The organism is Enterovibrio gelatinilyticus (assembly GCF_028683095.1).
Taxonomy (GTDB): domain Bacteria; phylum Pseudomonadota; class Gammaproteobacteria; order Enterobacterales; family Vibrionaceae; genus Enterovibrio; species Enterovibrio gelatinilyticus.
On the sequence record NZ_JAJUBC010000023.1, the window covers coordinates 13,837 to 37,956 of the forward strand.

Here is a 24,120-nt window from a genome sequence, read left to right on the forward strand (position 1 = left end):
TTTTTGTGCTTAGATTCCGCAGAATATTCACAATACGTTAGCAATTTCTGCCAATGTACTGAAACCCTGACAAACACCTGAAATAAAATGCCATTTTCGTCACAACTTTCCATTACATTTGGCGGTAAATGCGTATAATACCCGCCCAGAAATTCTCCTTCCTCCCGCTGCGGATAATGGTTCAGTGAACATAGACGTCAACAACCTGCTCGTTCAAAACGACATACTTTTACTCTTCGTCGTATTGGCGATTGGCCTCACCATCGGCAAGATCCGTATTGGTGGTTTTCAGTTTGGTAATTCCATTGGCGTACTTGTCACGGCATTGAGCTTTGGTCATGCAGGCTTTTCATTTAGCCCAGAAGCACTGAACATTGGTTTTATGCTGTTCATCTTCTGTGTCGGTATTGAGGCTGGGCCTAACTTCTTCGGAATCTTCTTCCGCGACGGTAAATCCTACTTGATTCTCGCCTTCACGGTGCTCGCCGCTTCGGTGGGTATCACGCTGCTTATGCGATACCAATTTGGTGTAGATAGCAGTATTGCAACAGGTATGATGGCCGGCGCCATGACCGCGACCCCTGTGCTAGTAGGCGCAAAAGATGCCCTTAATGCAGGCTTGGCAGGCGTGAACTATTCTCCACAAGAAATTGCGACCATGATCGACAACTTAAGTGTCGGTTATGCATTGGCATACCTTGTTGGTTTGGTCAGCTTAATATTGCTGGCAAACCTTATGCCTAAGCTACAGAAAGAAAACCTTGAACATTCTGCCCAGCAAATTGCCATGGAGCGTGGTTTGGGTGACTCTGCCCACCGCAAAGTCTATCTGCCCATTATTCGTGCCTATCGTGTGGGGCCGGAACTGATTAACTGGGTAGACGGACGTAACCTACGCGAATTGGGCATCTATCGCCAGACGGGTTGCTATATTGAGCGTATTCGACGCAACGGCATTCTGGCTAACCCAGACGGCGATGCCATATTGCAAGAAGGTGATGAAATCGCATTGGTGGGTTACCCCGATAGCCATGCGCGCCTCGACCCTTCGTTCCGAAATGGTAAAGAAGTATTCGACCGCGATTTGCTCGACCTGCGCATCGTCGAAGAAGAGATTGTAGTAAAGAACGATGCCATCATTGGTAAACGCTTATCAGACCTCAACTTGTCTGAATACGGCTGTTTCCTTAACCGTGTTGTTCGTGCGCAAATTGAAATGCCGATGGACCATAACATCTTGCTATCTAAAGGCGATGTGTTGCAGGTCAGTGGCGAGAAGCGTCGTGTTATGGGCTTAGCCGAACGAATCGGTTTTATCTCGATTCACAGCCAAGTTTCAGACATGTTGGCGTTTTGTTCGTTCTTCATCTTTGGCTTGATCTTCGGTCTGGTCACCATGACATTTGGGCAAATGACCTTAGGCTTGGGTAACGCTTCTGGTTTGTTGATAGCAGGCATTTTGCTCGGCTTCCTTCGAGCCAACCACCCTACCTTTGGTTATGTGCCTCAGGGCGCTATCAATATGGTGAAAGAGCTGGGCTTGATGACCTTCATGGTCGGCGTGGGACTCAGTGCGGGTGGTAACCTGTGGGACTATCTACAACAAATGGGATTCACCATCATGCTTGGTGCTCTTGCAGTCAGTGTGGTTCCGGTGATCCTCGCTTACTTGGTCGGCGCTTACATTTTGAAAATGAACCGAGCATTGCTCTTTGGAGCAATCATTGGTGCACGTACTTGTGCCCCTGCGATGGACATGATTAACCAGCACGCTCGCAGCACCGTACCTGCTCTAGGTTATGCTGGCACCTATGCGATCGCGAATGTCCTGTTAACCTTTGCAGGCACGCTATTGGTCATCCTCACTTAATTCGATCGCATTCTCGGTTAACAAGTCAGCCACTATTCAGCGAACAGCGTTAAACTGTTCGCTGAATCATTTCATCATATCCAATTATTTATTGATGACATTTACGCTTCGCTAAAGAACCTGACTCTCTCATACGCGCTCTAAAAGGTTCTCAGCGCCATAACAAAGGAAGCTCATTATGCGAATTCTGATTGTCGAAGATGATCCCTTATTGAGTCATCACCTAAAAACTGAGCTGCAAGAGATCGGAAACCAAGCCCATTGCGCCAGCACCGCCAATGAAGGTCTTCACATTGCTAAAGACTACCCAAATGACATCGCAATTGTGGATTTAGGCTTACCCGACAGAGACGGAATTAGCTTAATCAAAGACATTCGCGATGCAGGCATACGCATCCCTATTCTAGTGCTTACCGCACGCGCGAATTGGCAGGACAAAGTCTCCGCACTAGACGCCGGCGGCGACGACTACCTCGTAAAACCCTTCCAAAAAGAAGAGTTAGTGGCGCGTTTAAACGCACTCGTGCGCCGAAGTGCTGGCTTTGTGAAACCTGAAATTAAAGCCGGTGACATTGCGCTCGATTTGCTGGCCAAAAAAGTCACCGTCGGTGACAAACCTCTCGACCTCACCGCGTTCGAATATGACTTGTTGGAATATATGGTTCGTCACAACCGGCAAGTTGTCTCTAAGCACCGCTTATTGGATGTGCTTTACCAAGATCAAGAAGGCGACCCGAATACCATCGAAGTGATGATGAGTCGCTTGCGCAAAAAACTCACGCAAGCAGGGCAAGAAAATCCGATTTCAACCATTCGCGGTCAAGGTTATATTTTCGAACTACAGGTCAGTTAAACAGTATGGCAGCCAAAATCTCTTCCCCGATCCACAAACGCGTCATCTCCACGTCGATTGGCATAATTTTGGTTTTTTCTATCGCGGTTGGCGTCTTGTTAAACCAACTGTATGTACAAAACTATTCTGCCCTCTATGCGGCTGACTTGGTGTCTGCGGTACCTGATATTATTCGTGAACTTCGCCAAGATAAGCCGTTAAAGCGTAAAGACACTTTTATTGAGGCGCAGAATGCCGCAACAAACCCGCATTACCTTTCCTTCATTTGTAGTAAAGAACAAGACATTATTTGGATGTCCTCTGAAGCAAAGAAAGCAAGACTTGATGATATCTGCCGCCATATTCCTGCCGACATCCCAGAGCTCGATCTGGTTTACTACCAAGAAAGTCCCTATGCGGTTCACACAATTTCTGGCGCGACACATGGGATAGAAGAGCACTTCTTTGTATTGCGAAATGTAGAAAATCAGGTCGAAAAGTTCGCCACACTCAAGCGTAAAACGTGGTTCTACGTGGCACTGTTATTTGTTGGTGCTACAGGGCTGCTGTATGCCGCGTCATACTGGAGCTTTAGTCCGCTTCGCAAACTGGCGGGAGAGTTAAACGAAATCGCCGAATCACGGCGCGAGAAGCTTGATGAGGACTACCCACCAGAGCTTGAAGACGTCACCGATGCCCTTAACCGGATGATCACGCTAAGAAAAGCGCAGACTCAGCGCTATCGACATGCCATGGATGATCTCGCCCACAGCCTGAAGAGCCGATTGGCTGCTACCAATGCATTGCTCGATGACGGAACATTGGAGCGCGACATGATGAGCAAGCGAATCATCGAACAGGTTAGTCAAATGGACGACATGGTGCAGTATCAGCTCAAACGTGCCTTACTCGGACAGCAGGGCTTGATGCGAGAAAGCACCTTACTGCAACCACAAGTCGACAGTTTGACAGGCATGTTTATCAAGATTTATGGCGATAAGCCCGTGGACGTGAGCACAGATTTCAAAGGGCTATCTTCCCTACCCTTGAACAAAGCCGATCTCACTGAATTACTGGGTAACTTACTAGAAAATGCGTTTCGTTACTGCATAAGCCAAGTGCGCATTCGAAGTGAAGAAACGCCAGACAGTTATTTACTGATCATCGAAGATGATGGCCCGGGCGTGCCAGTCACTTATCGAGATTCCATTTTCCAGCGCGGTGTTCGCGCCGATCAGTTAAACCCTGGTACTGGCATTGGCCTTGCGGTGTGTGACGATATCGTCCAAAGCTACGAAGGATCGATTTCCGTTGTTGCGTCAGATCTAGAAGGTGCCGCGTTTATTATGCGCTTTCCGAAGCACCGTTAATGTGTTGAGGGGAAGCAGGATCTAAACCCCACAACTCAATGACTCTGTTCTAGGCGCTAGAAGCTAGAAGCTAGAAGCTAGAAGCTAGAAGCTAGAAGCTAACGTTACGACTTTAGACTCAAGTAAGCGTCTAGATTTGAACGAAAAAAGGCCGCATTCACATGCGGCCTTTCTTTTTGATTCTGTGCAGCGCCTCTGCAGCGTAGCAATCTACAACACTGCTAGTCTACAAACCTGCTAATCCGCAAGCGTGCTAATCAGCGTTAAGCAAATCGTCTTTGGCAGCGCGCAGGTATTGATACATAGACCAATAGGTCAATCCCGTCGCTACATAAAGCGATGCATAGCCGACATAAACAATGATGTCATTGTCGTGCCAAAGTAGCATAGTCAATGCGAACATTTGCGTCGCGGTTTTAAATTTACCTACCCATGAAACAGCAACGCTGGCACGTTTCCCCAGTTCCGCCATCCACTCACGCAGTGCAGAAATGATCACTTCTCGTGCAATCATTGTCGCCGCAGGGATCGTCACCCATACCGAATGGTAATACTCAGCAATCAGTACTAACGCAATCGCCACCATCACTTTATCCGCGACGGGGTCAAGAAACGCGCCAAAACGAGTTGTTTGATCAAGCGAGCGAGCTAGATAACCGTCAAGCCAATCCGTAAAACCAGCAATAACGAAAATCAAAGCCGCAGCAAATGCCGACCATTCATATGGCAAATAAAACGCGACTACAAAAACGGGAATTAATGCGATGCGTATAAGGGTCAGGATAATGGGGATATTCAGTCGCATAGTTCTTATTATTTGTGAGTGTCGCTGTTATGGTGCTTGAAAGTCACTGCTGTTGCAATGAGGAATGAATCTTCTCAGCTAAAACTCGGCTAATTCCCGGCACTTTGGCTATTTCTTCAACAGAAGCGCGCTTAAGTTCCTGAATTCCGCCCAAGTATTTTAACAAAGCTTGTCTGCGCTTTGGCCCAACACCTTCGATTTCTTGCAACACACTGCTTTTCCGCACTTTTGCACGTTTTGCTCTGTGCCCTGAAATCGCGTGATTATGACTTTCATCTCGAATGTGCTGAATTAAATGGAGCGCAGGTGAGTCCGTCGGCATGGAAAACTCTTCACCCGTTACCTTAATCAGAGTTTCAAGCCCTGGGCGACGTGTGGTGCCCTTGGCAACACCCAACATTAACGGATGCCTTGGCCACTCCTCTAAAAGCGGACCAACCACTTCCCAGGCTCTGTTTAACTGCCCTTTACCACCATCAATAAGAATAATATCAGGGATTTTATCTGGGTCTGTCTGCTTGCTGTAACGACGTTCAAGCACCTGCGCCATCGCCGCATAATCATCGCCACCCGTAATGCCCGTAATGTTGTAGCGTCGGTATTCTTGTTTCACTGGCCCATCTTGGTTGAACACCACGCACGAGGCGACCGTCTGCTCACCCATCGTATGGCTAATATCAAAACACTCCATGCGTTTTATGGGCTCAAGGCTTAACGCGTCCGCTAACACCGCGAAACGATTATGGATGGTCATTTTCTGGTTAATTTTGGTCGTCAACGCCGTGGCGGCATTGGTTTGGGCCAACTTCAAGAATCTCGCCCTCGCGCCGCGCGGCTTGCTTTGCAAGCTCACTTTCCTGCCAGCGATTTCAGAAAGAGCGGTAGCCAGTGACTCACTTTCATCGCCTAAATCTTGTCCCAATAACAAGCTAGTCGGAATGGTGCGCCCTTCGGCCTGATTGAAATAAAACTGGCTAACGAAACTCGATACCAGTTCAATCACATCCGTATTCGCGGGCATTTTCGGGAAGTAACTTCTGCTCCCCAACACTTTACCTTGGCGCAGAAACAAAACGTGGATACACGCAATGCCGTTTTCGATGGATACGCCAATGGCATCTAAATCATCTTCACTGTTTTGAGAAACAAATTGCTGCTCTTGTACTCGACGCAGTGACTGAATTTGGTCGCGGTATTCCGCCGCTTTTTCAAAAGCCAATGCTTTGCTCGACGCTTCCATTTTTTCCACCAGCGACGCAATCACTTGCCGGTCTTTACCCTGTAAGAATAACCGGGTGAAATTCACCTGTTCGGCATAATCTTCATCAGAGATGATGCCACTCACACAAGGTCCTGAGCAGCGACCAATTTGATACATCAAACACGGGCGTGAGCGATTGGCATACACCGAGTCCTCACACTGACGGACAGGAAATATTTTCTGGAGTAAATACAAGCTCTGTCTAACCGCACCCGCATCGGGAAACGGGCCGAAATATTCACCTTTGCGTTTTTTAGCACCGCGATGAATCGACAAACGTGGATGTTTACTGGCAGAAAGGAAAATATAAGGGTAGGACTTATCATCACGCAGCAAAACGTTGTAACGCGGTAAATGCTGCTTGATAAGATTGTGTTCGAGAATGAGCGCTTCTGTTTCGCTGTGTGTGATGGTGACTTCAACATTGGCAATATTTTTCACCAAGGCTCGCGTCTTTTCCCCCACGACATTTGCGCGAAAGTAGCTAGAAAGTCGCTTTTTAAGCGACTTCGCTTTACCGACATAAATGATCTCACCGGAGTCGTCCATCATTCGATAGACGCCCGGTTTGTCTGAGACGGTTTTTAGAAAATTCTTGGCATCAAACACAGCAAATAGATTACTTAAAGAGCTTCTGTGTCTAGCATACCATGGCGTATCGCCAAATGGGTCAGTTCAACATCACCATTGATACCTAGCTTACTAAATAAGCGATACCGGTAACTGTTGACAGTTTTAGGGCTAAGGTTCAATTGCTCAGAAATATCCGTCACCTTCTGCCCCTTTGTAATCATCATCATGATCTGCAGCTCTCGCTCAGACAGATTTTTGAAAGGGTTCTCTGCATCAGGTGTAAATTGACTCAATGCCATTTGCTGCGCGATTTCAGGCGAAATGTAGCGTTGACCGCTATTCACTGCACGGATCGCATTGACCATTTCGTTCGCACCAGCGCCTTTTGTCAGGTAGCCAGCAGCGCCAGCCTGCATAACTTTGGTTGGAAATGGGTTTTCTGTATGAATAGTAAGAACAATAATCTTAGCATCTGGGTTATAACGAAGGAGCTTTCGCGTCGCTTCTAAACCACCAATGCCAGGCATGTTCATGTCCATCAAGACAATGTCCGCATGATTGCTACGACACCACTTGACTGCTTCCTCACCGCTTTCGGCTTCCCCTACCACTTTAACACCACGTTCGTCTTCAAGAAGACGACGTATCCCTGTGCGAACCAGCTCGTGATCATCTACAAGGAAAACACTAATCAAGCTTGTTTCTCCACTATGATTTTGGCTCGCCATGCGCCAGTATGGCGCTCGACTTTGTGCTGCATCTTACTTGAGTTTAACCTAACAATAAAAGACCGAACACTTTGATTCTGTGTAAGAGAGCATGTTTTTAGTTTCATTTAGTCACAAATTAACCACTACAGTCGTTAAATTTGGTCTTAATCAAAAACTTAAAATAAAAAACTCATTCATGACAGTAAGTTAGAATTGAGCCCTATTCTTGAGGTAAATGTTTGCATATCCAGTTATCAGTACAATGAATTATGCTAAAAAGGCATAAAATATGCTTATTAGTGAAATGGATAACAAATAATCACCATAACGCGCAAGGAGCACAAAGCGGATGATGAAACTAGGCATTCTACTCTGTGATGATCACTACCCAGACTCCATTCCCACCTATGGCCATTACGATGATGCCTTTAAGAGAATGTTTCACGGCAGCGTCATTAGCCACTACGAGACGTATCGGTGTTTCGAACAACACTACCCCGCTCAACCTAACGAGTGTGACATCTGGATCGTCACTGGCAGTAAATGGGGCGTTTATGACAATGAACCTTGGATTCGCAGTGTCAGTGAGTTCGTTCAACGATGCCACGCCCAATCCCGCCCGCTTATTGGCGTGTGCTTTGGTCATCAACTGATTCATCATGCTTTGGGTGGCGAGGTAACAAAATCAGATAAAGGCTGGGGCATGGGGGTCTACCCCATCGATAACCTCAAAAATACCCAACAGGGCTTCACTCAGCCTGATGCACCAAATGCACTGAATTTGATCGCTTGCCATCAAGATCAGGTCCAAGAGCCCGCACCCGCGTTTTCTGTGATTGCGGGATCGGACTTTTGCCCTATCGCAATAACAGCAAAAGGCCAATACGTGTTAACCATGCAGTGCCACCCTGAGTTCACGCCAGATTTTCTCGTCCAACTGGTAGAACGACTAAGAGACAAAGCGGGCAATGACACCGTTGATAAAGCCATTGAGTCAGTCCGACAGTTTGGTGGTGGCGATCGTGATTTTGTCATTCGCACACTGCATCAGTTTGTTGCGCAGCACAGTCGGGTTGCATAGTCTCGTTAACCCTTAAGGTAAGTCGTCGTCAAGTTGTGCAGCTTGGGTTTTCAATTTGCAACCCAAGTTGCCATGCCGTATAGCATTCTGAAGCAACTCATTGATTATTAAGATCTAAGATTTTGGCACTCAAATTGCTCCTTCATAAATATCTCGTTGAAGGAGCGATAGTATGAATACTAAGACCACAGTGTTGAATCAACCTCTGATTTTCGTCGGCCCACCTCGCTCGGGGGTAAACTTAATTTCAGACATTGTTTTTCATCACAGTGATCTCTGTTGGCTTGATAAGAACTTTGACAACCACCCGAGATCGCAATGGCAACATCGACTCTTTCAACACACAACGCGTTGGCGCAATCACGCTGTGCACTCTTCTTCACTGCTAGGTAGCATCGCGAAGGAATTCTCCCCAACCCCTACAGATGCGATGTCATTCTGGGATGACGTAACACGTGATGACATCGATTTCGAACGAGGTTTTTTGCGAGGAAAGCATGCTACGCCCATTGAAATCTCCTCTATCAAAGATGTGCTAGAAGCACGCATTACGCTTTCGCAAAAAGATCGCTTAGGTTTGCGTTTCACAGGGCCATCACGATTGTGCTTCCTTCACAGTATTTTTCCTGACGCCAAGTTTGTGCACGTAGTCCGAGACCCGGCCTCTACCGTGCATTCCATGATCAACTCTGAGGAGTGGGAGTATCAAGGTCGCCGTTTACTTTGGTGGCGTGGCGCCTATTCCCTGCAAGAGCTCGCGCAATATGACATGCTAAGAGACCATGCCGTCGCTGGTACCGCGTTTCAATTGAATAAATTGATGCAGACGACCAAGCAAGAAGCGCAAGAGTTGAACATCGACATGATCACGGTGGAATACGAAGATTTCGTGCAAAACCCACAAGAGACCGTATCAAACATTCTCTGTCATGCTGATCTACCGCACAGCAACACGATTGATAAGGTTTTGAAGCAGAATGAGATTCGCGGCAGTAACAAGGTTCTAAAAATGCCCGCGACCGACATCAATACGGTTTATACATGGTGCCCTGCTTCCTAGAACCCTCGCCCGCAAGTATTTAGTCATCCAACAAACAAAAACGCCTTCCCCAAGGGGAAGGCGTTTCTCATTGATTTTACTTACAGCGCACCAGATTTGATGCAAAGCACGTGGTATTTCCCGTGTTCTTTCTCTGCCCCTTCAGTTTCATGTTCAAAACCAGGGAACTCGTCATCCCATGCTTCTAAGGCTTTCAGGTACTGAATTTGCGGGCTGCTTTCATTACCGAAATTCTCACCCCCCATCAGCATTGGGATGCCTGGTGGATAAGGGATCACTGAGTTTGCTGCAACACGACCTTCCAGTTTGTCCGAAGGCACCAATTCCACTTCGTTTGCCACAATGTGGTGGTAAGCCGTGCGTGGTTTCAGCTCAACATCTGGTAAATTTGAGTACGCTTCGTTCAGTACTTGTGCTGGATTATGGCGAACAAGGTACTGGAACATGCGATCACCCAAATCACGAAGACCTAGGCCTTTGTAGATGTCTGGCGCACTTTCTACCAATTCTGGCAGCATAGTTTCCAATGAGACGTTTGCATCATAGTGACGTTTGAACGACAACAAGGTATTGATCAGCGTATCGCGTTTACCTTTCGTGATACCCATAGAGAACAGGAACATCACTTGGAAATCCGTCGTACGGGTTGGCACAATACCAAAGCGACCAAGATACGCACTCACCAGTGCTGCTGGCACACCTTTTTCAAGAAACTGACCGTTGTCATCCAAGCCTGGTGTTAGCAAACTCACTTTGATCGGATCCAGCATGCACCAGTTGTCGTCCATGTGATCGAAGCCATGCCATTTGTCTTCTGGATGCAGAATCCAGTTGTCTTGCACCGTCATCAGCGCTTCGACAGACGCATCTTCAAAGTTTACTTTTTCACCGCTGGTATCGGTCACCACTTCCGCATTCCAAGGCTTGAAGAACCAATCACCATCAGTGGTGTAATCGTTGAACAGTTTGCGCACGCTTTGACGGAAGATAACCGCTTCACGGATCACTTCATTCGTCAGCGATAAACCGCTCTCCCCTTTCATCATGTTTGCTGCCACGTCATTAGACGCACAGATCGCATAAAGCGGTGATGTGGAGGTATGCATCATGTACGCTTGGTTGAAGCGATCAAAGTCGATAGCATCTTCGCCATTACGCACATGAATGTAGGACGCTTGAGACAAGGCATTCAACAGTTTGTGGGTTGAATGGGTCGCAAACACGGTTGGCCCTTTGTGTCCGTCAGCACTGCCGCGCATGGCAAAGTGACCTTTGTATACAGGGTTGAATCGCGCATAACCAAACCACGCTTCATCCATATGAATGCGATGAGAGCTTTCAGAGAGCAATGCTTCAGCACGTTCTGAGTTGTAACACAGGCCGTCATACGTACAGTTGGTGACAACCGCGTAGCGAGGTGATTTACCCACGTATTCTTTCGTCAGTTTACCGTCTGCAATTTTTTGTTTAATAGACGCCGCTGACATGGTGGCTTGGCTGATTGGGCCAATGATACCGTAGCAGTTGCGGCTTGGTGCCATATACACAGGTCGAGCACCCGTCAGGATCAAGCCTTGCTCGATAGATTTGTGGCAGTTGCGGTCAATAATCGCAATGTCATCGTCTTTCAAGCATGCTTGCATGATGGTGCGGTTAGAACCCGATGTGCCCACAATGCCTGAATACGATTGGTGCGCACCGAAGATTTTTGATGCTTCTTCTTCACTGTCTTTGAACGCGCCAGTGTGGTCTAACAATGAACCTAACGCTGCGCGTTCAATGCCCATGTCTGAGCGGAACAGGTTCTCGCCGTAGAATTGGTAGAACTGGTTACCCGCAGGGGTTTTAGTAAAGCCGATACCCCCTTGGTGACCGGGGGCAGACCATGAGTATTCGTGAATATCGTTGTATTGCATCATCGCTTTCATCAACGGTGGCAGTACATGTGAACGGTAACGTTTCATGGCAGCAACAATACGACCTGCGACGAAATCAGCAGTGTCTTCCAGCACCGAATAACACTCATCCACACGTTCCATCAGTTTGCGGTTCGCAAGAATCGAAGTACGGGCACGCTCTGCGAGCAAGAAGACAGGCACTTCTGACTGACGATCTTTGAGCGTGTTTAGCAGTTCAATTTCTTCGTTTGAGTGGAGAATCTGCTCTTCTGATTTATCGAGCGTCAGTACAAGGCTGTCGATGTGGGTTGCAAGAATAACGGCCTTGGCATCTTCATAGGAATTTGCAGTGACGATTTCAATCGTGCGTTCATGCAGTTCTGCAATCAGTGATTGTGTGGTGCGTGCAGCATAGCTGCTTGGGTCAATATTTTGCGGCTCTACAACAAGAGTGCGCATTTTGCTGAAGTAGTTGCTCATAATAATTACCTAATCTACAAGGTGCATTTCAGCGTCAACGCTTTGGATGGCTTGTGTATGTAATACAAATAAGTCAGGCAGAGTGGTTAACGTTAATTAAATACGTTTTTACTAAAAATAAAATAAAACCATTACGTCTAATAAATAGAAATCGACAGTAAGGTTCATTTGCTGGCATATCGTTCATACCCAAACAATCTGGAGATGCAGGATTCAGCGAGGTTTACTGACGTTATGATCTAGGCGTCCCTTTGCCGATGTAGTGATCTCCATCAAAAAGGGATAACACCGAGCATGGCGTCAGTAAACTCGCCCGAAGGGAGGCCCTCAGTGCGTCCACTTCATCGTTAAATTCCTGTGAAATAGAATGACTATTCCTACAAGAATTTGCCTTGAACTGAACGCACTGATGGCCTCTGAAATCGAGCATCTTCAAGTTGATTGGGTATAGATGAAAAAATGGAAATAGTCAGCCCCAATAACTGGAGGGAAAATGAGGCCAACTATTTAATACTTAGTCATTGATGTAAATTGACAATACTATTCTCTTTACGCGTTGACTTCTTTTTCGATAACGTTGGATTTTCTCTCTTCATCATTAACATCGCGTGCTGCGATAAAGCCGTAGAAAATATAACCGAACAGGGTCAATATAGTGCCGCCGAATACGGCTTCCGCGCCACAGGCATACACACCATAGATGCTATAAATCACACCAAGCGTACCCACTGTCGCACCCAGCTTATATTGCGCAGGTGTGACCTTGTTTTTGCGAAGCATCACTTCCAAACCTGTCATGGAGAGGATGTAAGGCACCATGTTCACGAATACCGCAAGGTTGAGCAATGCGTTGAATTGATTAACCAAGTTAGGGGAAATGGTCATCAGGGCAAGCAGCAACTCCGCCGCCAACATAATGAACATGCCAAAGATTGGCGCACCTGCTTTGTTTGTTTTCGCGAAGATTTTAGGGAACAAGCCTTCTTCAGCGGCAGATTTTGATACCTGCGCATTGGTGAACTGCCAACCAAGCAGCGAACCAATACATGCGACAACCGCAGCTATGGTGACAATATTACCCACGGTTGGGTTAAACATATGGCTGAACACAAGACCGAACGGTGCGGTTGAATTTGCCAACTCTGCGTTAGGGATAATGCCTTGGATCACCGTAGTGGAAAGGATATACACCACCGCAGCAAAACCAGTACCAAACAACACGGCTAGCGGCACGTTGCGTTCAGGGTTTTCAACCGCATCCGAGTTAGCACCCGCAGATTCAATGCCCAGGAATGCCCATAATGTCAATGCGATACCTGAAGATACTGAATGCATGGTGGTGTCATGGTGTGGATTCCATGCAGAGATGAAAGTTTGTGGATCGAACCACCACCAGCCAACCACAGACAGACCCAGTACAGGAAGAATAATACCCCATACGGTCAATGACGAAATCTGACCGGTAATTTTAGGGCCACCAAAGTTTGCCAGCATGGTCACGATAAGGATGGCGACAACACCGAAAAAGGTGTGCATAGGCGTATCAAGCCATGGCATGAAAGGTTTGATATAGCCAACCGCTGAAACTGCGATCGCGACACAACTAATAACTAGACAAACATAGTAAGTATAAGAAGCAATGAAGAATGACGATTTTCCATGCGCTTCTTCTGAATACGCTGACATACCACCAGAGCGTTTACAAATCGCCCCACATTTCGCAAAAGTATAGGCAATACACATTGCACCCAGGGCAGTAATAACCCAAGAAAGTAGCGAAATTGTTCCGACTTGTGCCAGGCTCGAAGGTAACATAATAATACCTGAGCCCATCATATTTACTGCAACGAGAACGGTTAAACCAACCAATCCCATTTTTTTACTATTGGCATCTGAAGACATCACTTAAACCCTTAATTCAGACGAGAAAGAATAATAGATTAATTTCAGGCAGCCAGATCCATGGCGACTGTATGTAAACAAGCTTATTTACTTTAACTCGAATACATTTAAGGGCGGCATTTTGATATTGGTGATAATCAGAAATAACGAATGTGCTCTTATTACAGCAATATTTACATAGGTGTTATGCCATGCAAATACATCCATTAATGAATATGCCCTTTTATACCCAACGAACTTGAAGATGCCGGATTCAGCGAGCATCTTCAGGTTGTTTGGGTATATATAAAAGCATATTCATTAAATCGTTTAGATAGTTTAACTCTTAGGCAGCTTAGCTGCTCTTAGACAACATAGCTCTATTCGATGAAGCGTATTCTTCTCCGATTTCGATTTTTTTAAACCCCTAAAAATGCAATCTAGCATTGCAAAAATAAGTATTTTACCGTGATCCAAATCACTATTCAGTTGACGAAAACGGGGAAACTCGCGGACTCCTCTCGGTCAGCGTGCTTGTGATTAAGATCACGAAAATACGCTAATTCAATCAGTTAGATCAGATTTCTGCACGTTATTTTTCCTTGAAACCTACCAGAATTGGTGTCGACGCCAACACGATCCCATAAATAACTATTCACGATAATCATGGTTTCATTTGTCATCTTTTTTCTCTTCATAGCAAACGTTTATGAAAAAATATGCCTATAACCAAGTGACCTGAAGCGCTCGATTTCAGGTTTCAAAGTTGTATTTCAACGCAGATCTTCTTATTCAACACCAAGGTTCGTCTCTCGATATTCTCCAACTTTCACCGTGCGTCATCTTTCCTTGATTCCAATGGTTCATTTGCCATGCATTTTATGCATGACCTTTTTGCATCTAATTCATTTGCTTCATGACCTTGCTGCTACTACTCTACGCGCCTTTCATTACTCGGGAACGTTATGGGCTCGCAAACACTATTCGCACAATTATCCAGATGGTTAGTACTGCTGATCATTACGCTGGTCGTTGTTCATCATTGTGCGCCTCTGCAACGCGCGCTCTCGGACTACGCCGTCGATGGAGGTTGTCATCAACGTCATCACGTCGGAAGCCACGAGTAACATGAGCCACTGCGACCAAGCAGCCTTCTGTTTCAACAACATTTTTAAGGTATACCTATGAGTATTTTCCGGTTCCCACTTCTTGTCTGGCTGGGGATAGGGATTTTGATTATCAGCCTAGGGATCAGGCAATCTTTCGGCATTTTCATGATGCCTATCAGTGACACGTTCCAATCAGGACGTGAGTTTTTCAGTCTCGCCATTGCCCTACAAAACCTCATGTTTGGCATGTTCCAACCCTTTATAGGAATGGCAGCTGATCGCTTTGGTTCGAAACGCATTATCGCTGCTGGCGGTATCGCGTATGGTCTAGGGTTATATCTCACATCAATCGCCACAAGCTCAGGGATCCTTTACCTGTCTATCGGGGTTCTTGTGGGCTTAGGTCTAAGTGCAACCAGCTACGTGATTGTGCTTGGTGCGGTAGCGAAAGTCGTTCCCGCTGAACATACCGCCAAAGCCTTCGGCCTGACAACAGCCGCCGGCTCATTCGGTATGTTTGCTGTTATTCCTGGTGCTCAAAGCCTGCTTGCACACTATGACTGGCAAACCGCCATGCAAGTGTTCGCCGTGCTTTGTACATTAATGATCGCGTTCTCGGCGTTCATGAAAGCCGCGCCAAATCAGGGCCAATCCCAAACAACCGCTGACACACAAACCCTGCGCCAAGCCTTGGCTGAAGCATTCCGTCATCCCGGCTATTGGTTCATCCATGCTGGCTTTTTTGTCTGTGGTTTTCAGGTTATGTTTATTGCCACGCACTTGCCTAGTTACATTGCAGACAAAGGCTTACCAGGCAATACCGCAGCCATGGCGCTTGCATACGTGGGTATTTTTAACATCTTTGGCTCTTATTTCTGGGGAGTCATGGGCGATAAATTCAACAAGCGTTACGTCATGACGAGTTTGTACATGATGCGATCAATCGTACTTGCATTGTTTGTCTCGCTGCCATTAACCAGTGAAACAGCCATCATCTTTGGTGCGGCAATTGGTTTTTGTTGGCTAGGAACCGTGCCACTGACATCAGGCTTGGTACGTCAAATCTTCGGTGCGCGTTATATGTCGACGTTGTACGGCTTGGTATTCTTTACTCACCAAATCGGCAGTTTCCTTGGCGCATGGGTTGGTGGACGTGTATTTGATTACTACGGCTCGTACACTCCGATCTGGTGGGCTACGGTTGTCTTGGCTATCGCGGCGGCACTGTTGCACCTACCTATCAATGACAAACCGCTAGTACGTTCTGCTCTGCAGCCAGCTGCGGTGTAAATCTTACTGATTTAATGATTCGATCATGCGCTGAAGCCATGATCAGTGGTTATACGAGTTGAAAGGGTGATACACCTCGGTGTTCACCCTTTTTGTTTCCGGCTCATCACCTACGCTCGTATGACACCTCGCACTTTCATCACGCCTTTAAAATCCCCCTTCTCATTCAACATGTTCCTGCGCACGTATTGAACCATTCACGTTAGAAACCGCACCGATGAAATGCTAAATTTTAAGCGAATGATGATATGAAGTAATGGCTCGGTGTTTATGAAACGTTCAAAGGTGATTCTTGATGGGTAAGCTCACAACGCATGTCCTCGATACTGCACACGGTAAACCTGCCAACGGTGTCAAAGTCTCTCTCTATCGCATCGATGACGATGGGCTCCAACCTCTAGTTACTACAGTAACTAACAATGATGGTAGAACTGATGCTCCGTTACTTCAGGATGGCGCGTTGTCCGCAGGTCTCTATCAACTGGTGTTTTCAACCGCTCCTTACTTTCGAGCAACAAATACCCCCCTTGACCCTATTCCGTTCCTCGATGAAATCGTGATCCGTTTTGGTATTTCGGATGAAAGCCAGCACTTACATGTCCCCCTACTCGTATCTCCTTACGGCTATTCGACCTACCGAGGTAGTTAACACCTGAAAATCCTTCATCGCACAAAGTAAAAACCAGCCTTAATGGCTGGTTTTTACTTACTTCATAATTCAGTTACTCTGCCAAAATTGGATACGCTTCGGTGTATATCCAATCTTTGTCTTTTGCTGGAACATGACAGCCCAAGCAATCCATTTTGTAATCAGACGATGCATTGGTTGTCAGGTTATCGGGTTTGAACAAAGCCCATCCCCAACCGTCCCCCCAAGAACCGTTATCGGAAAAACGACCCTTGCTGTCTTTGACCATAACGAACCATTGCTTAAGACTCGCGGTTTCATGACTGACATTTGAACCCGTCGTGTAATTACCACTATCGTGCGCCCGCAACTCTTTCACCAACGTAGCGCCATCTGGGAACTTCCCGGTTTTACGGAAAGCTTCTACGGTCGATTTCTCGGTGTAAACGCCATGAAAACCGCTCGCCCCTCCCTCTGGAACAAACCAAGAACCTAAATGCACCATGTTGGTTCTGAGGTCTTGAGGAAAACTGATAGTCCCCTTGTCGTCAACAATGGGTGAAAAACCACCGTGCGTGGCAGCGATGCTTACGCCTGATGCGGCGGCACTCACAATGAGGGCTGCAATAAAGGTTTTCTTCATCATGTCGCTCCTTTATTTCAACATAGACGAGTGACCGCCAGTCGCCAATGTACCCGCGCCTTTGCCAGCACGGAGGACTGGGTAGTACTGAGTAAACACAAAGTCGTCAGCCGCTGCTGCCGCGTGACAAGCATTACATGCCGCTGCTGGGAACGCTTTTGCCGTATCAGTCAACGATTTATGATCTGGGGTAGAGAAGCTGTAGTAAGACCAATTTCCCGGTTCATTGGGGTTAATCGACGTACTCTTGATGGTCGCTTCCAATCCGATAAAGTCACCCTGAAAGTAACCTGCGCCGCTCACTGCCGCTTTTGAGCCTACAGCCACTAACTCTTTGATTATGATCGTACCATCACGAAATTCACCGGTTTTCTTCCAGTGAGACCAACTGGTTGGGTCGATATATACATTGTGGTGCTCTGGAAACGCAGCTTTGCCGTTGTTCATATCATTTGGGGTGACAGGTGTGCCAACGTACACCCACTCACGATAACCCGTTGGTCTTTGAAGCTCCCCATCAACTACGTTGAAATACTCTTCTGCCATGACCGATGTTATTGAAGCCGCTCCTCCAAATAAAATTGCGCCGATGCATAGACAGCGACGAATAGTTTTTGAGCTTATTTTTCTTTCCATTTTCTCACCTCACTTACAGTTCGAACGCGCGAATTTTGAGCGTTCCGAAACAGTCTAAGCTAAAGTAGGAAAGTCGAGTGCTGCCGAGGGAATCAGATCTGTGTCCAAAGGAATCAAAGACATTAAAATGTTCAATTTATTTACCGATATCATTGAAACGCTTAAGTTTCGGGGAACCATTTTCTTCAGTTCGGACCTCAGTGCACCTTGGGGAATTTCACTGGAAAAGCGCAAATATCCTCGCTTTCACATTGCCCTAAAGGGAACACTTTACGTCGGCGCAGACAACACATCGAACGTCAAAGCCAATGAGATGGATATTTTCATGCTCCCCAAGGGGGACAGTCATTGGATAGCTGATAACCCGGGAAACAAAAAGTTGTCGAGTAGCCAAGCAGTTGATGCCTGTGAACTGGGGTCACCACTTTTTCAAATTGGGCCCAATACTCATAGAATAATGTGTGGTCTTGTAGAGTTTGATGAAGGCCTAACGCACCCTATATTGGATGCGTTGCCAACCGTTATCCATGTTCAAAACGTAGACCACAACAGCATTATATGGCAGTTGATTATGCTTATTGATCAAGAAATCAGGGAAAATGGTATCCACCAAAACCCGAGCATTGATAAGCTAACCGAAGTGCTTTTTTTGAAGATTCTGATTCAATTTTTCAATGAAAACACCGAAAAATACAGTTTCTTGCGTGCCATTCATGACAAACGCATTCATCAAGCCCTCATGTTAATGCATCAAAACCCGCAACACGATTGGACACTAGAAGAGCTTGGAAGCCAGATTGGCATGTCAAAAGCGACCCTAGTTCGTCACTTTCAAGATGCACTCAACATGGCTCCTATCGCTTATTTGAATCACTGGCGCCGCCTTAAAGCTTATAACGCGATTCGCTACACCAATGATTCAATGGACAAAATCGCAGTGTCGCTTGGCTTTACATCTGGTAGAACCCTTAGCCGCGCATTAATTCGAGAGCTTGGAATGACGCCTGCAGAAATTCGTCACAAACAAAAAAGAGAAGGCGTATAGCCTCCTCTTTCAATCGTTACATCCAGTATTGTCGCAGGTTATTAAGGCTTCACCACCAGGTGGTTTTCCTTTTAACCTGTATCTAACCCAGCACCACTACCCTTGATATCCCATTAGGCGCGGAACATACAGCACCACATCAGGAGTCAAAATCATGATCATCAAGGCCCCCAGCAATACAAAGATAAACGGGATCACTTGCTTGATAATACCTGCCAGCGGGATTTTGGTTGTACCGTTAATGACGAACAACAACACCCCATAAGGCGGCGTGATTAAGCCAATCATCAAGTTAACGATCGTGATAACGCCGAAGTGAACAAGGTCGATTCCCAGCTCGCGACATGCCGGAATAAACAAAGGTACTATCACCAATATTACGGTGGTCGCATCCAGCAAGAATCCAAGCAACAGATAAATCAAATTCACCAATAGCAAGAATGCCAGTGGTGATAAGTCAGCCTGATTAATCAGTTCTGCAATCGCCGTCGGCACATTCTCTGTCGCAATGATGTAGTTGAAGATCAACGCTGAACCTATCACCAAGCCAACCGAAGCCGACGAGTAGGCACTTTCCTTCAGTGCGGCATACAGTTGCTTCAAGCTGATAGAGCGATAAACAACAGCGGCAAGAAGCAAAGCATACGCAGCAGCAACCGCTGCAGCTTCTGTCGGTGTTGTCACACCACCATAAATACCGAACAGCAGAATCGCCGGCATCAGTAAGGTTGGCAACGCACGGAACGTGATTCTAGGAATATCTTTGACCGGCGTTCTTGGCTCTTTGACGATATTCATCTTCGTCGCCATGTAAGTGTTCATTCCCATAAGAACGACACCCATCAGCAGTCCAGGAACCAAACCCGCGATAAAGAGGTAACCAATTGATGTATCCGACACCAAGGCATAAATCACCATGGGAATCGACGGAGGAATGATCGGCCCAATCGTCGCTGAAGCAGCCGTGATCGCCGCCGCATACGCAGGAGGATAACGACCGTCTTTCGTCATCATGTTAATGATAACGCGTCCAACCCCAGCGGCATCCGCAACTGCAGAACCTGACATGCCTGAGAATATCAAGCTAGACACAATATTCACGTGCCCTAATCCACCTCTAAAATGCCCCACCATGGCGACACAAAATTGGAGAAGTCGGTCAGTGATACTGCCTGCATTCATGATATTAGCAGCGGCAATAAACAATGGAACAGCCAGAAGAATAAAGCTGTTGTAGAAACCCTGAATAATTTGCTCACCCGCCAGCGCCAAATCTTGACCGCTCACCGCGAGGTACACAATGGCACCAATGATCATTGAAAATGACACGGGTGTGCCAAAGGCAGCCAAAAGAAGCACTGTTACTAAGCAAAGTGTTAACGCCAAACTCATTCTTCCACCTGCTCGTCCTTGTCACTGTCTTGCACTTTATAGTTCGGATTCAAATACTGAATCAGTGCAACACCGTAGCGGAGAATAATGACACCCAAGAAAACCCCGTAAATGCTAAACACATAGTCGAGGCGCCACTTCAAGATCGCACTCTTTTTGATCTTATAAAAAGTGATGTAATCCCATGTCGGAAGAAAGCTGATACCAAAACCAATGATGATGCCAAGCGCCGACAAAATGAGAAAGATACGCTGCACTTTCCCGGGTACGTTTAAATAAAGAAGATCAAAGCGAATATGATCTTTGTTACGCAAACAGAAAGCCCCAGCCCAAAAGATGACCCACAGCCACAGCGTCAGAAGTAACTCAGACGACCAGCCAAGGGGCATATTAAGCACATAGCGGGAGAATATTTGCGCACAAAAAATAAGGAACATTGCGGCCAACATAGTGACCGCAACCCCATCTGCTATTCGCTGAATCCAAAGCAGAATCGTTTTCACGCGTTAACCTCACAGGTTGTTGATGTTTTCCACCATGCCTTCTGGCCAGGTTTTAGAAAACTCAGACTCAAGGTATGCTTTTTGAACATGTGCGCGGAACGCTTCAAGGTTTGGTTCGTAAACTTTCAAGCCTTGCTCACGGAAGAAATCAACCAACTCAGCTTCCAGTGCCAACTGATTCTTACGACCAAATGCAGCCGAGTCATCCGCCGCTTTTTGCGTTTGAGCTTGTTGCTCTGGCGTCATGTCATCCCACACTTCTTTCGAGATAGCGAGGTAGTTCAAATCCACCAAGTGATTGGTGAGTACAATCTGCTTGGTCACTTCATAGAACTTCGCATCTTTATCAGTAGGCAATGGGTTGTCTTGACCGTCAACCGCGCCAGTTTGCAATGCTGTGTAAACCTCCGTGAAGGCCATTGGCGTTGGGTTTGCGCCAAGCGCTTTACCCAGGAACTGCCATGCATCGGAGCCCGGCATACGCAGTTTTACGCCATCAAGATCCGCTGGCGTTTGTACTTCTGCATCCGTACGCAAGTTCAACTGACGACGGCCAAGGTAGATAACACTCAACAGCTTCACGCCCAAGGTGTCTTCCACTTCTTCTTTCAGCGGATCCATCGCTTTAGAATTGAAAACAGCCACTTGGTGGTCCGCATCACGGTGCATGTAGCCCGCAGAGAAAATGGAGAACGCAGGAATGAATTCTGCCAGCTCTTGCGCCGATGCCATCGCCATGTCGAGGTTGCCTCGAGCAATGGCCTCCAACTCAGTGCCTTGTTTAAACAACGAAGCATTCCAGTGCGGTTCAAATTCCGCGAAACTCGCAACACCCGGACCAAAAACTGTCGTCAGTGCAACTGCACGCTGATCAGTTTCTGAACTTGGGGCAGACAAGCGTAACTTCATGTCTGCTGCACTTGCAGCAGTCACAGAAAACATCGCAATCGCCAATGTCGTTGCTTTCGTAACGTTACCAAGCCATTTAGCCGAGGTTCTGGACAACAATTTCATACACCACTCCTTTGTACGGGCACTTGACGACCAAATGCCCAATGTTGGTTTGCTCAATGACCCCCTTGGTCAAAAAATCAGCTCACCGTTTAACATGAACATAGCGTAGACGATCGGATTACGTGAATGTTGGTCAAATGTGTCTCAATTGTTAAAACATCACCTATTTTCCATTTTAGGGGATATTTTTTGTCTTATAGTGAATTCATGAAAATAAGACATATTTGTTGTCGCAATAGGACGAGAATGTGGATCTTAGCTAACCCAATGCTTGAGGCGAGCGGTCATGAACCTCTATGAAACGTTAAGAACAGATCTACTTCGGGGCGATTTTAAACCAGGCAGTCGTTTACGCATGGAGTCGCTAAAAACGCGATATGGAAGTGGTGTCAATTTATTGCGCGAATGCCTCACTCGCCTTGCCAGTGACGGTTTAGTCATCGCTGAGGGGCAGAAGGGTTTCCATGTCGCTAGCTTTTCTCCGAAAAAAATGGAAGAGCTAACACGGCTTCGCATTCTTCTAGAAGCCGATGGCGCGGAGCAGTCTTTCGTTAATGGGGATATGGAGTGGGAAAGTAATTTGGTTGCCGCTCACCATAAGTTAGAGCATGTCGAAAGCAAGATGCGTGACAACATCGTAGACAACTTTGTCATGTGGCATCGCTGTGACTATGAATTCCACGCGGCACTCATTGGTGCGTGCAACTCGGAGCTGCACATGCACTATCACCGCCAGATTTACGACCAGTTTCGACAATTTGTGATGATGGAACTACGTACGAATGGCTTCCGTGGCACTCACATCATTGATGAACATCAGATCATTCTCGAAGCCGCGTTAAATCGTGACTTATCGGCTTGCGTGAGCGCACTGGAAGCGCATCTGGGTGGGTTTGTCGAGCGCTTACGTGAATTTGGCGAGAACGAGTAATACCGATTAACTGCTAGTAACTATAAGGACATTCAACTTAAATGGAACCATTAAACCTTGCCGTTGTTGGCGCGGGGCTGATTGGAAAGAATCATATAAAGCTCATTAATAACAGTGATATTTGCCGTCTCGCCGCCATTGTTGACCCGTTTGAAGCAAGTGCTGCGCTAGCCCAAGAAAATGGCGTACCCCACTTTTCAGATCTTAAAAACATGTTATCCACGCTAAAGGTAGATGGGGTCATTCTTGCAACCCCCAATAACCTGCATGTTCAGCAAACCAAGCAGTGTATTGAACATGAAGTGCCCGTCCTTATTGAAAAGCCCGTTGCTCATTCGGTGGCAGAAGCCACAGAACTGCTTAACATTGCTGTCAGCTCTCCCGGTATTTGGGACACATTGCTAGTTGGGCATCACCGCATGCACAGCCCGATCATTAAACGCACACGTGAATTGATTGATTCCGGCGTATTAGGTGCGCTCGTAGCAGTTCAAGGCAGCGCTTTGTTCTACAAGCCTGACGATTACTTTGATGCCGCGCCATGGCGCACCAAAGAAGGTGGCGGCCCAATTTTAATCAACCTCATTCACGACATAGGCAATCTTCGCTATCTGTGCGGAGAGATTGTCGCCGTTCAGGCCATGGCGTCGAATCGACGTCGAAACTTCGATGTAGAAGATACCGTCTCCATCAATCTGAGTTTCGCTAACGGCGCGTCTGGGACTTTTTTGCTTTCTGACACGGCAGGATCAGGCCGCAGCTGGGAGCAAACATCGTTGGAAAACAAAGCCTACGCCAGTTATCCCGATGAAGATTGCTACCACATTGCAGGCACGGACGGCTCAATCTCTGTGCCGACCATGCGCCTTAAACACTACACAGAAAAAGCCAACCGTTCTTGGTGGAAACCGTTTGTCAGTGACACGCTGGCGCTACAGCGCAAAGATCCTCTAGTCGAACAGCTCAATCACTTCTGCGATGTGATCAACAAACAAGCTAAACCTCTCGTCACCGTGCGCGATGGATTACAAAACCTCCGTGTGACAGAAGCCGTCGTAGAAGCAGTGAAAACCGGAAGAACCATATACATCGATGATATTGGCTGAGC

Annotated in this window: 20 protein-coding genes; 10 read left to right on the forward strand and 10 right to left on the reverse strand. The window is 46.8% G+C overall.

Annotated features, from left to right (window positions below; all coding sequences use genetic code 11):
- Positions 1 to 184 precede the first annotated feature (184 nt).
- The 3 genes from LRP50_RS17715 (at position 185) to LRP50_RS17725 (ending at position 4,072) form a co-directional block, all read left to right on the forward strand.
- On the forward strand, positions 185 to 1,870 hold the full coding sequence (locus LRP50_RS17715) for an aspartate:alanine antiporter (RefSeq protein ID WP_274165781.1): 1,686 nt from the start codon (positions 185 to 187) through the stop codon (positions 1,868 to 1,870).
- A gap of 178 nt (positions 1,871 to 2,048) precedes the next feature.
- Positions 2,049 to 2,723, forward strand: a complete 675-nt coding sequence (locus tag LRP50_RS17720) for a response regulator (RefSeq protein WP_274165782.1) — start codon at positions 2,049 to 2,051, stop codon at positions 2,721 to 2,723.
- Between the two features lie 5 nt (positions 2,724 to 2,728).
- Positions 2,729 to 4,072, forward strand: coding sequence for an ATP-binding protein (locus LRP50_RS17725; RefSeq protein WP_274165783.1), 1,344 nt, complete (start codon positions 2,729 to 2,731; stop codon positions 4,070 to 4,072).
- Between the two features lie 253 nt (positions 4,073 to 4,325).
- Here LRP50_RS17725 and pgsA read toward each other — a convergent pair whose 3' ends face one another.
- Genes pgsA through uvrY form a run of 3 tightly spaced genes read right to left on the reverse strand, consistent with a single transcriptional unit; the run spans position 4,326 to position 7,406 of the window.
- On the reverse strand, positions 4,326 to 4,877 hold the full coding sequence (gene pgsA / locus LRP50_RS17730) for a CDP-diacylglycerol--glycerol-3-phosphate 3-phosphatidyltransferase (protein ID WP_274165784.1): 552 nt from the start codon (positions 4,875 to 4,877) through the stop codon (positions 4,326 to 4,328).
- A 43-nt stretch (positions 4,878 to 4,920) separates the two neighbouring features.
- Positions 4,921 to 6,747 (reverse strand): excinuclease ABC subunit UvrC, encoded by a 1,827-nt coding sequence (gene uvrC, locus LRP50_RS17735; protein WP_274165785.1) that lies wholly within the window; start codon positions 6,745 to 6,747, stop codon positions 4,921 to 4,923.
- A 14-nt stretch (positions 6,748 to 6,761) separates the two neighbouring features.
- Positions 6,762 to 7,406 (reverse strand): UvrY/SirA/GacA family response regulator transcription factor, encoded by a 645-nt coding sequence (uvrY, locus tag LRP50_RS17740; protein WP_274165786.1) that lies wholly within the window; start codon positions 7,404 to 7,406, stop codon positions 6,762 to 6,764.
- 364 nt (positions 7,407 to 7,770) lie between these two features.
- Between uvrY and LRP50_RS17745 the strand changes: the two genes are divergently transcribed.
- Positions 7,771 to 8,502 carry a type 1 glutamine amidotransferase gene (locus LRP50_RS17745; RefSeq protein ID WP_274165787.1) on the forward strand — a complete coding sequence of 244 codons (732 nt, stop codon included), beginning with the start codon at positions 7,771 to 7,773 and terminating at the stop codon, positions 8,500 to 8,502.
- 172 nt (positions 8,503 to 8,674) lie between these two features.
- Positions 8,675 to 9,562, forward strand: a complete 888-nt coding sequence (locus LRP50_RS17750) for a sulfotransferase family protein (protein WP_274165788.1) — start codon at positions 8,675 to 8,677, stop codon at positions 9,560 to 9,562.
- An 80-nt stretch (positions 9,563 to 9,642) separates the two neighbouring features.
- On the opposite strand, the gene adiA is transcribed toward LRP50_RS17750, so the two are convergent.
- Together adiA and potE are read right to left on the reverse strand one after the other, a co-directional pair.
- Entirely contained in the window at positions 9,643 to 11,940 is a 2,298-nt protein-coding gene (gene adiA / locus LRP50_RS17755) for an arginine decarboxylase (RefSeq protein WP_274165789.1), read from the reverse strand.
- Positions 11,941 to 12,489: 549 nt separating this feature from the next.
- Positions 12,490 to 13,842: a putrescine-ornithine antiporter gene (gene potE, locus LRP50_RS17760; RefSeq protein WP_274165790.1), complete on the reverse strand. Its 1,353-nt coding sequence runs from the start codon at positions 13,840 to 13,842 to the stop codon at positions 12,490 to 12,492.
- A 1,163-nt stretch (positions 13,843 to 15,005) separates the two neighbouring features.
- On the opposite strand from potE, the gene LRP50_RS17765 reads away from it, so the two are divergent.
- Both LRP50_RS17765 and uraH read left to right on the forward strand, forming a co-directional pair.
- Positions 15,006 to 16,220, forward strand: a complete 1,215-nt coding sequence (locus tag LRP50_RS17765) for an MFS transporter (RefSeq protein ID WP_274165791.1) — start codon at positions 15,006 to 15,008, stop codon at positions 16,218 to 16,220.
- Between the two features lie 295 nt (positions 16,221 to 16,515).
- Positions 16,516 to 16,869, forward strand: a complete 354-nt coding sequence (gene uraH / locus LRP50_RS17770) for a hydroxyisourate hydrolase (protein ID WP_274165792.1) — start codon at positions 16,516 to 16,518, stop codon at positions 16,867 to 16,869.
- Between the two features lie 73 nt (positions 16,870 to 16,942).
- On the opposite strand, the gene LRP50_RS17775 is transcribed toward uraH, so the two are convergent.
- Together LRP50_RS17775 and LRP50_RS17780 are read right to left on the reverse strand one after the other, a co-directional pair.
- Positions 16,943 to 17,494, reverse strand: coding sequence for a cytochrome P460 family protein (locus tag LRP50_RS17775; RefSeq protein WP_274165793.1), 552 nt, complete (start codon positions 17,492 to 17,494; stop codon positions 16,943 to 16,945).
- Positions 17,495 to 17,503: 9 nt separating this feature from the next.
- Positions 17,504 to 18,127, reverse strand: a complete 624-nt coding sequence (locus LRP50_RS17780) for a cytochrome P460 family protein (RefSeq protein WP_274165794.1) — start codon at positions 18,125 to 18,127, stop codon at positions 17,504 to 17,506.
- A 100-nt stretch (positions 18,128 to 18,227) separates the two neighbouring features.
- Between LRP50_RS17780 and LRP50_RS17785 the strand changes: the two genes are divergently transcribed.
- Positions 18,228 to 19,172, forward strand: coding sequence for an AraC family transcriptional regulator (locus LRP50_RS17785; protein WP_274165795.1), 945 nt, complete (start codon positions 18,228 to 18,230; stop codon positions 19,170 to 19,172).
- Between the two features lie 96 nt (positions 19,173 to 19,268).
- Here the strand turns inward: LRP50_RS17785 and LRP50_RS17790 are convergent, their stop codons facing one another.
- Genes LRP50_RS17790 through LRP50_RS17800 form a run of 3 tightly spaced genes read right to left on the reverse strand, consistent with a single transcriptional unit; the run spans position 19,269 to position 22,081 of the window.
- Positions 19,269 to 20,564, reverse strand: coding sequence for a TRAP transporter large permease (locus LRP50_RS17790; RefSeq protein WP_274165796.1), 1,296 nt, complete (start codon positions 20,562 to 20,564; stop codon positions 19,269 to 19,271).
- Entirely contained in the window at positions 20,561 to 21,067 is a 507-nt protein-coding gene (locus LRP50_RS17795) for a TRAP transporter small permease (protein ID WP_028023385.1), read from the reverse strand. Before LRP50_RS17795 ends, LRP50_RS17790 begins: the two co-directional genes overlap by 4 nt.
- 9 nt (positions 21,068 to 21,076) lie before the next feature.
- Positions 21,077 to 22,081, reverse strand: coding sequence for a sialic acid TRAP transporter substrate-binding protein SiaP (locus LRP50_RS17800; protein ID WP_274165797.1), 1,005 nt, complete (start codon positions 22,079 to 22,081; stop codon positions 21,077 to 21,079).
- Positions 22,082 to 22,367: 286 nt separating this feature from the next.
- On the opposite strand from LRP50_RS17800, the gene LRP50_RS17805 reads away from it, so the two are divergent.
- Both LRP50_RS17805 and LRP50_RS17810 read left to right on the forward strand, forming a co-directional pair.
- Entirely contained in the window at positions 22,368 to 23,012 is a 645-nt protein-coding gene (locus LRP50_RS17805) for a GntR family transcriptional regulator (protein ID WP_274165798.1), read from the forward strand.
- Positions 23,013 to 23,053: 41 nt separating this feature from the next.
- Positions 23,054 to 24,118 (forward strand): Gfo/Idh/MocA family protein, encoded by a 1,065-nt coding sequence (locus LRP50_RS17810; RefSeq protein ID WP_274165799.1) that lies wholly within the window; start codon positions 23,054 to 23,056, stop codon positions 24,116 to 24,118.
- The last annotated feature ends 2 nt before the right edge of the window (positions 24,119 to 24,120 follow it).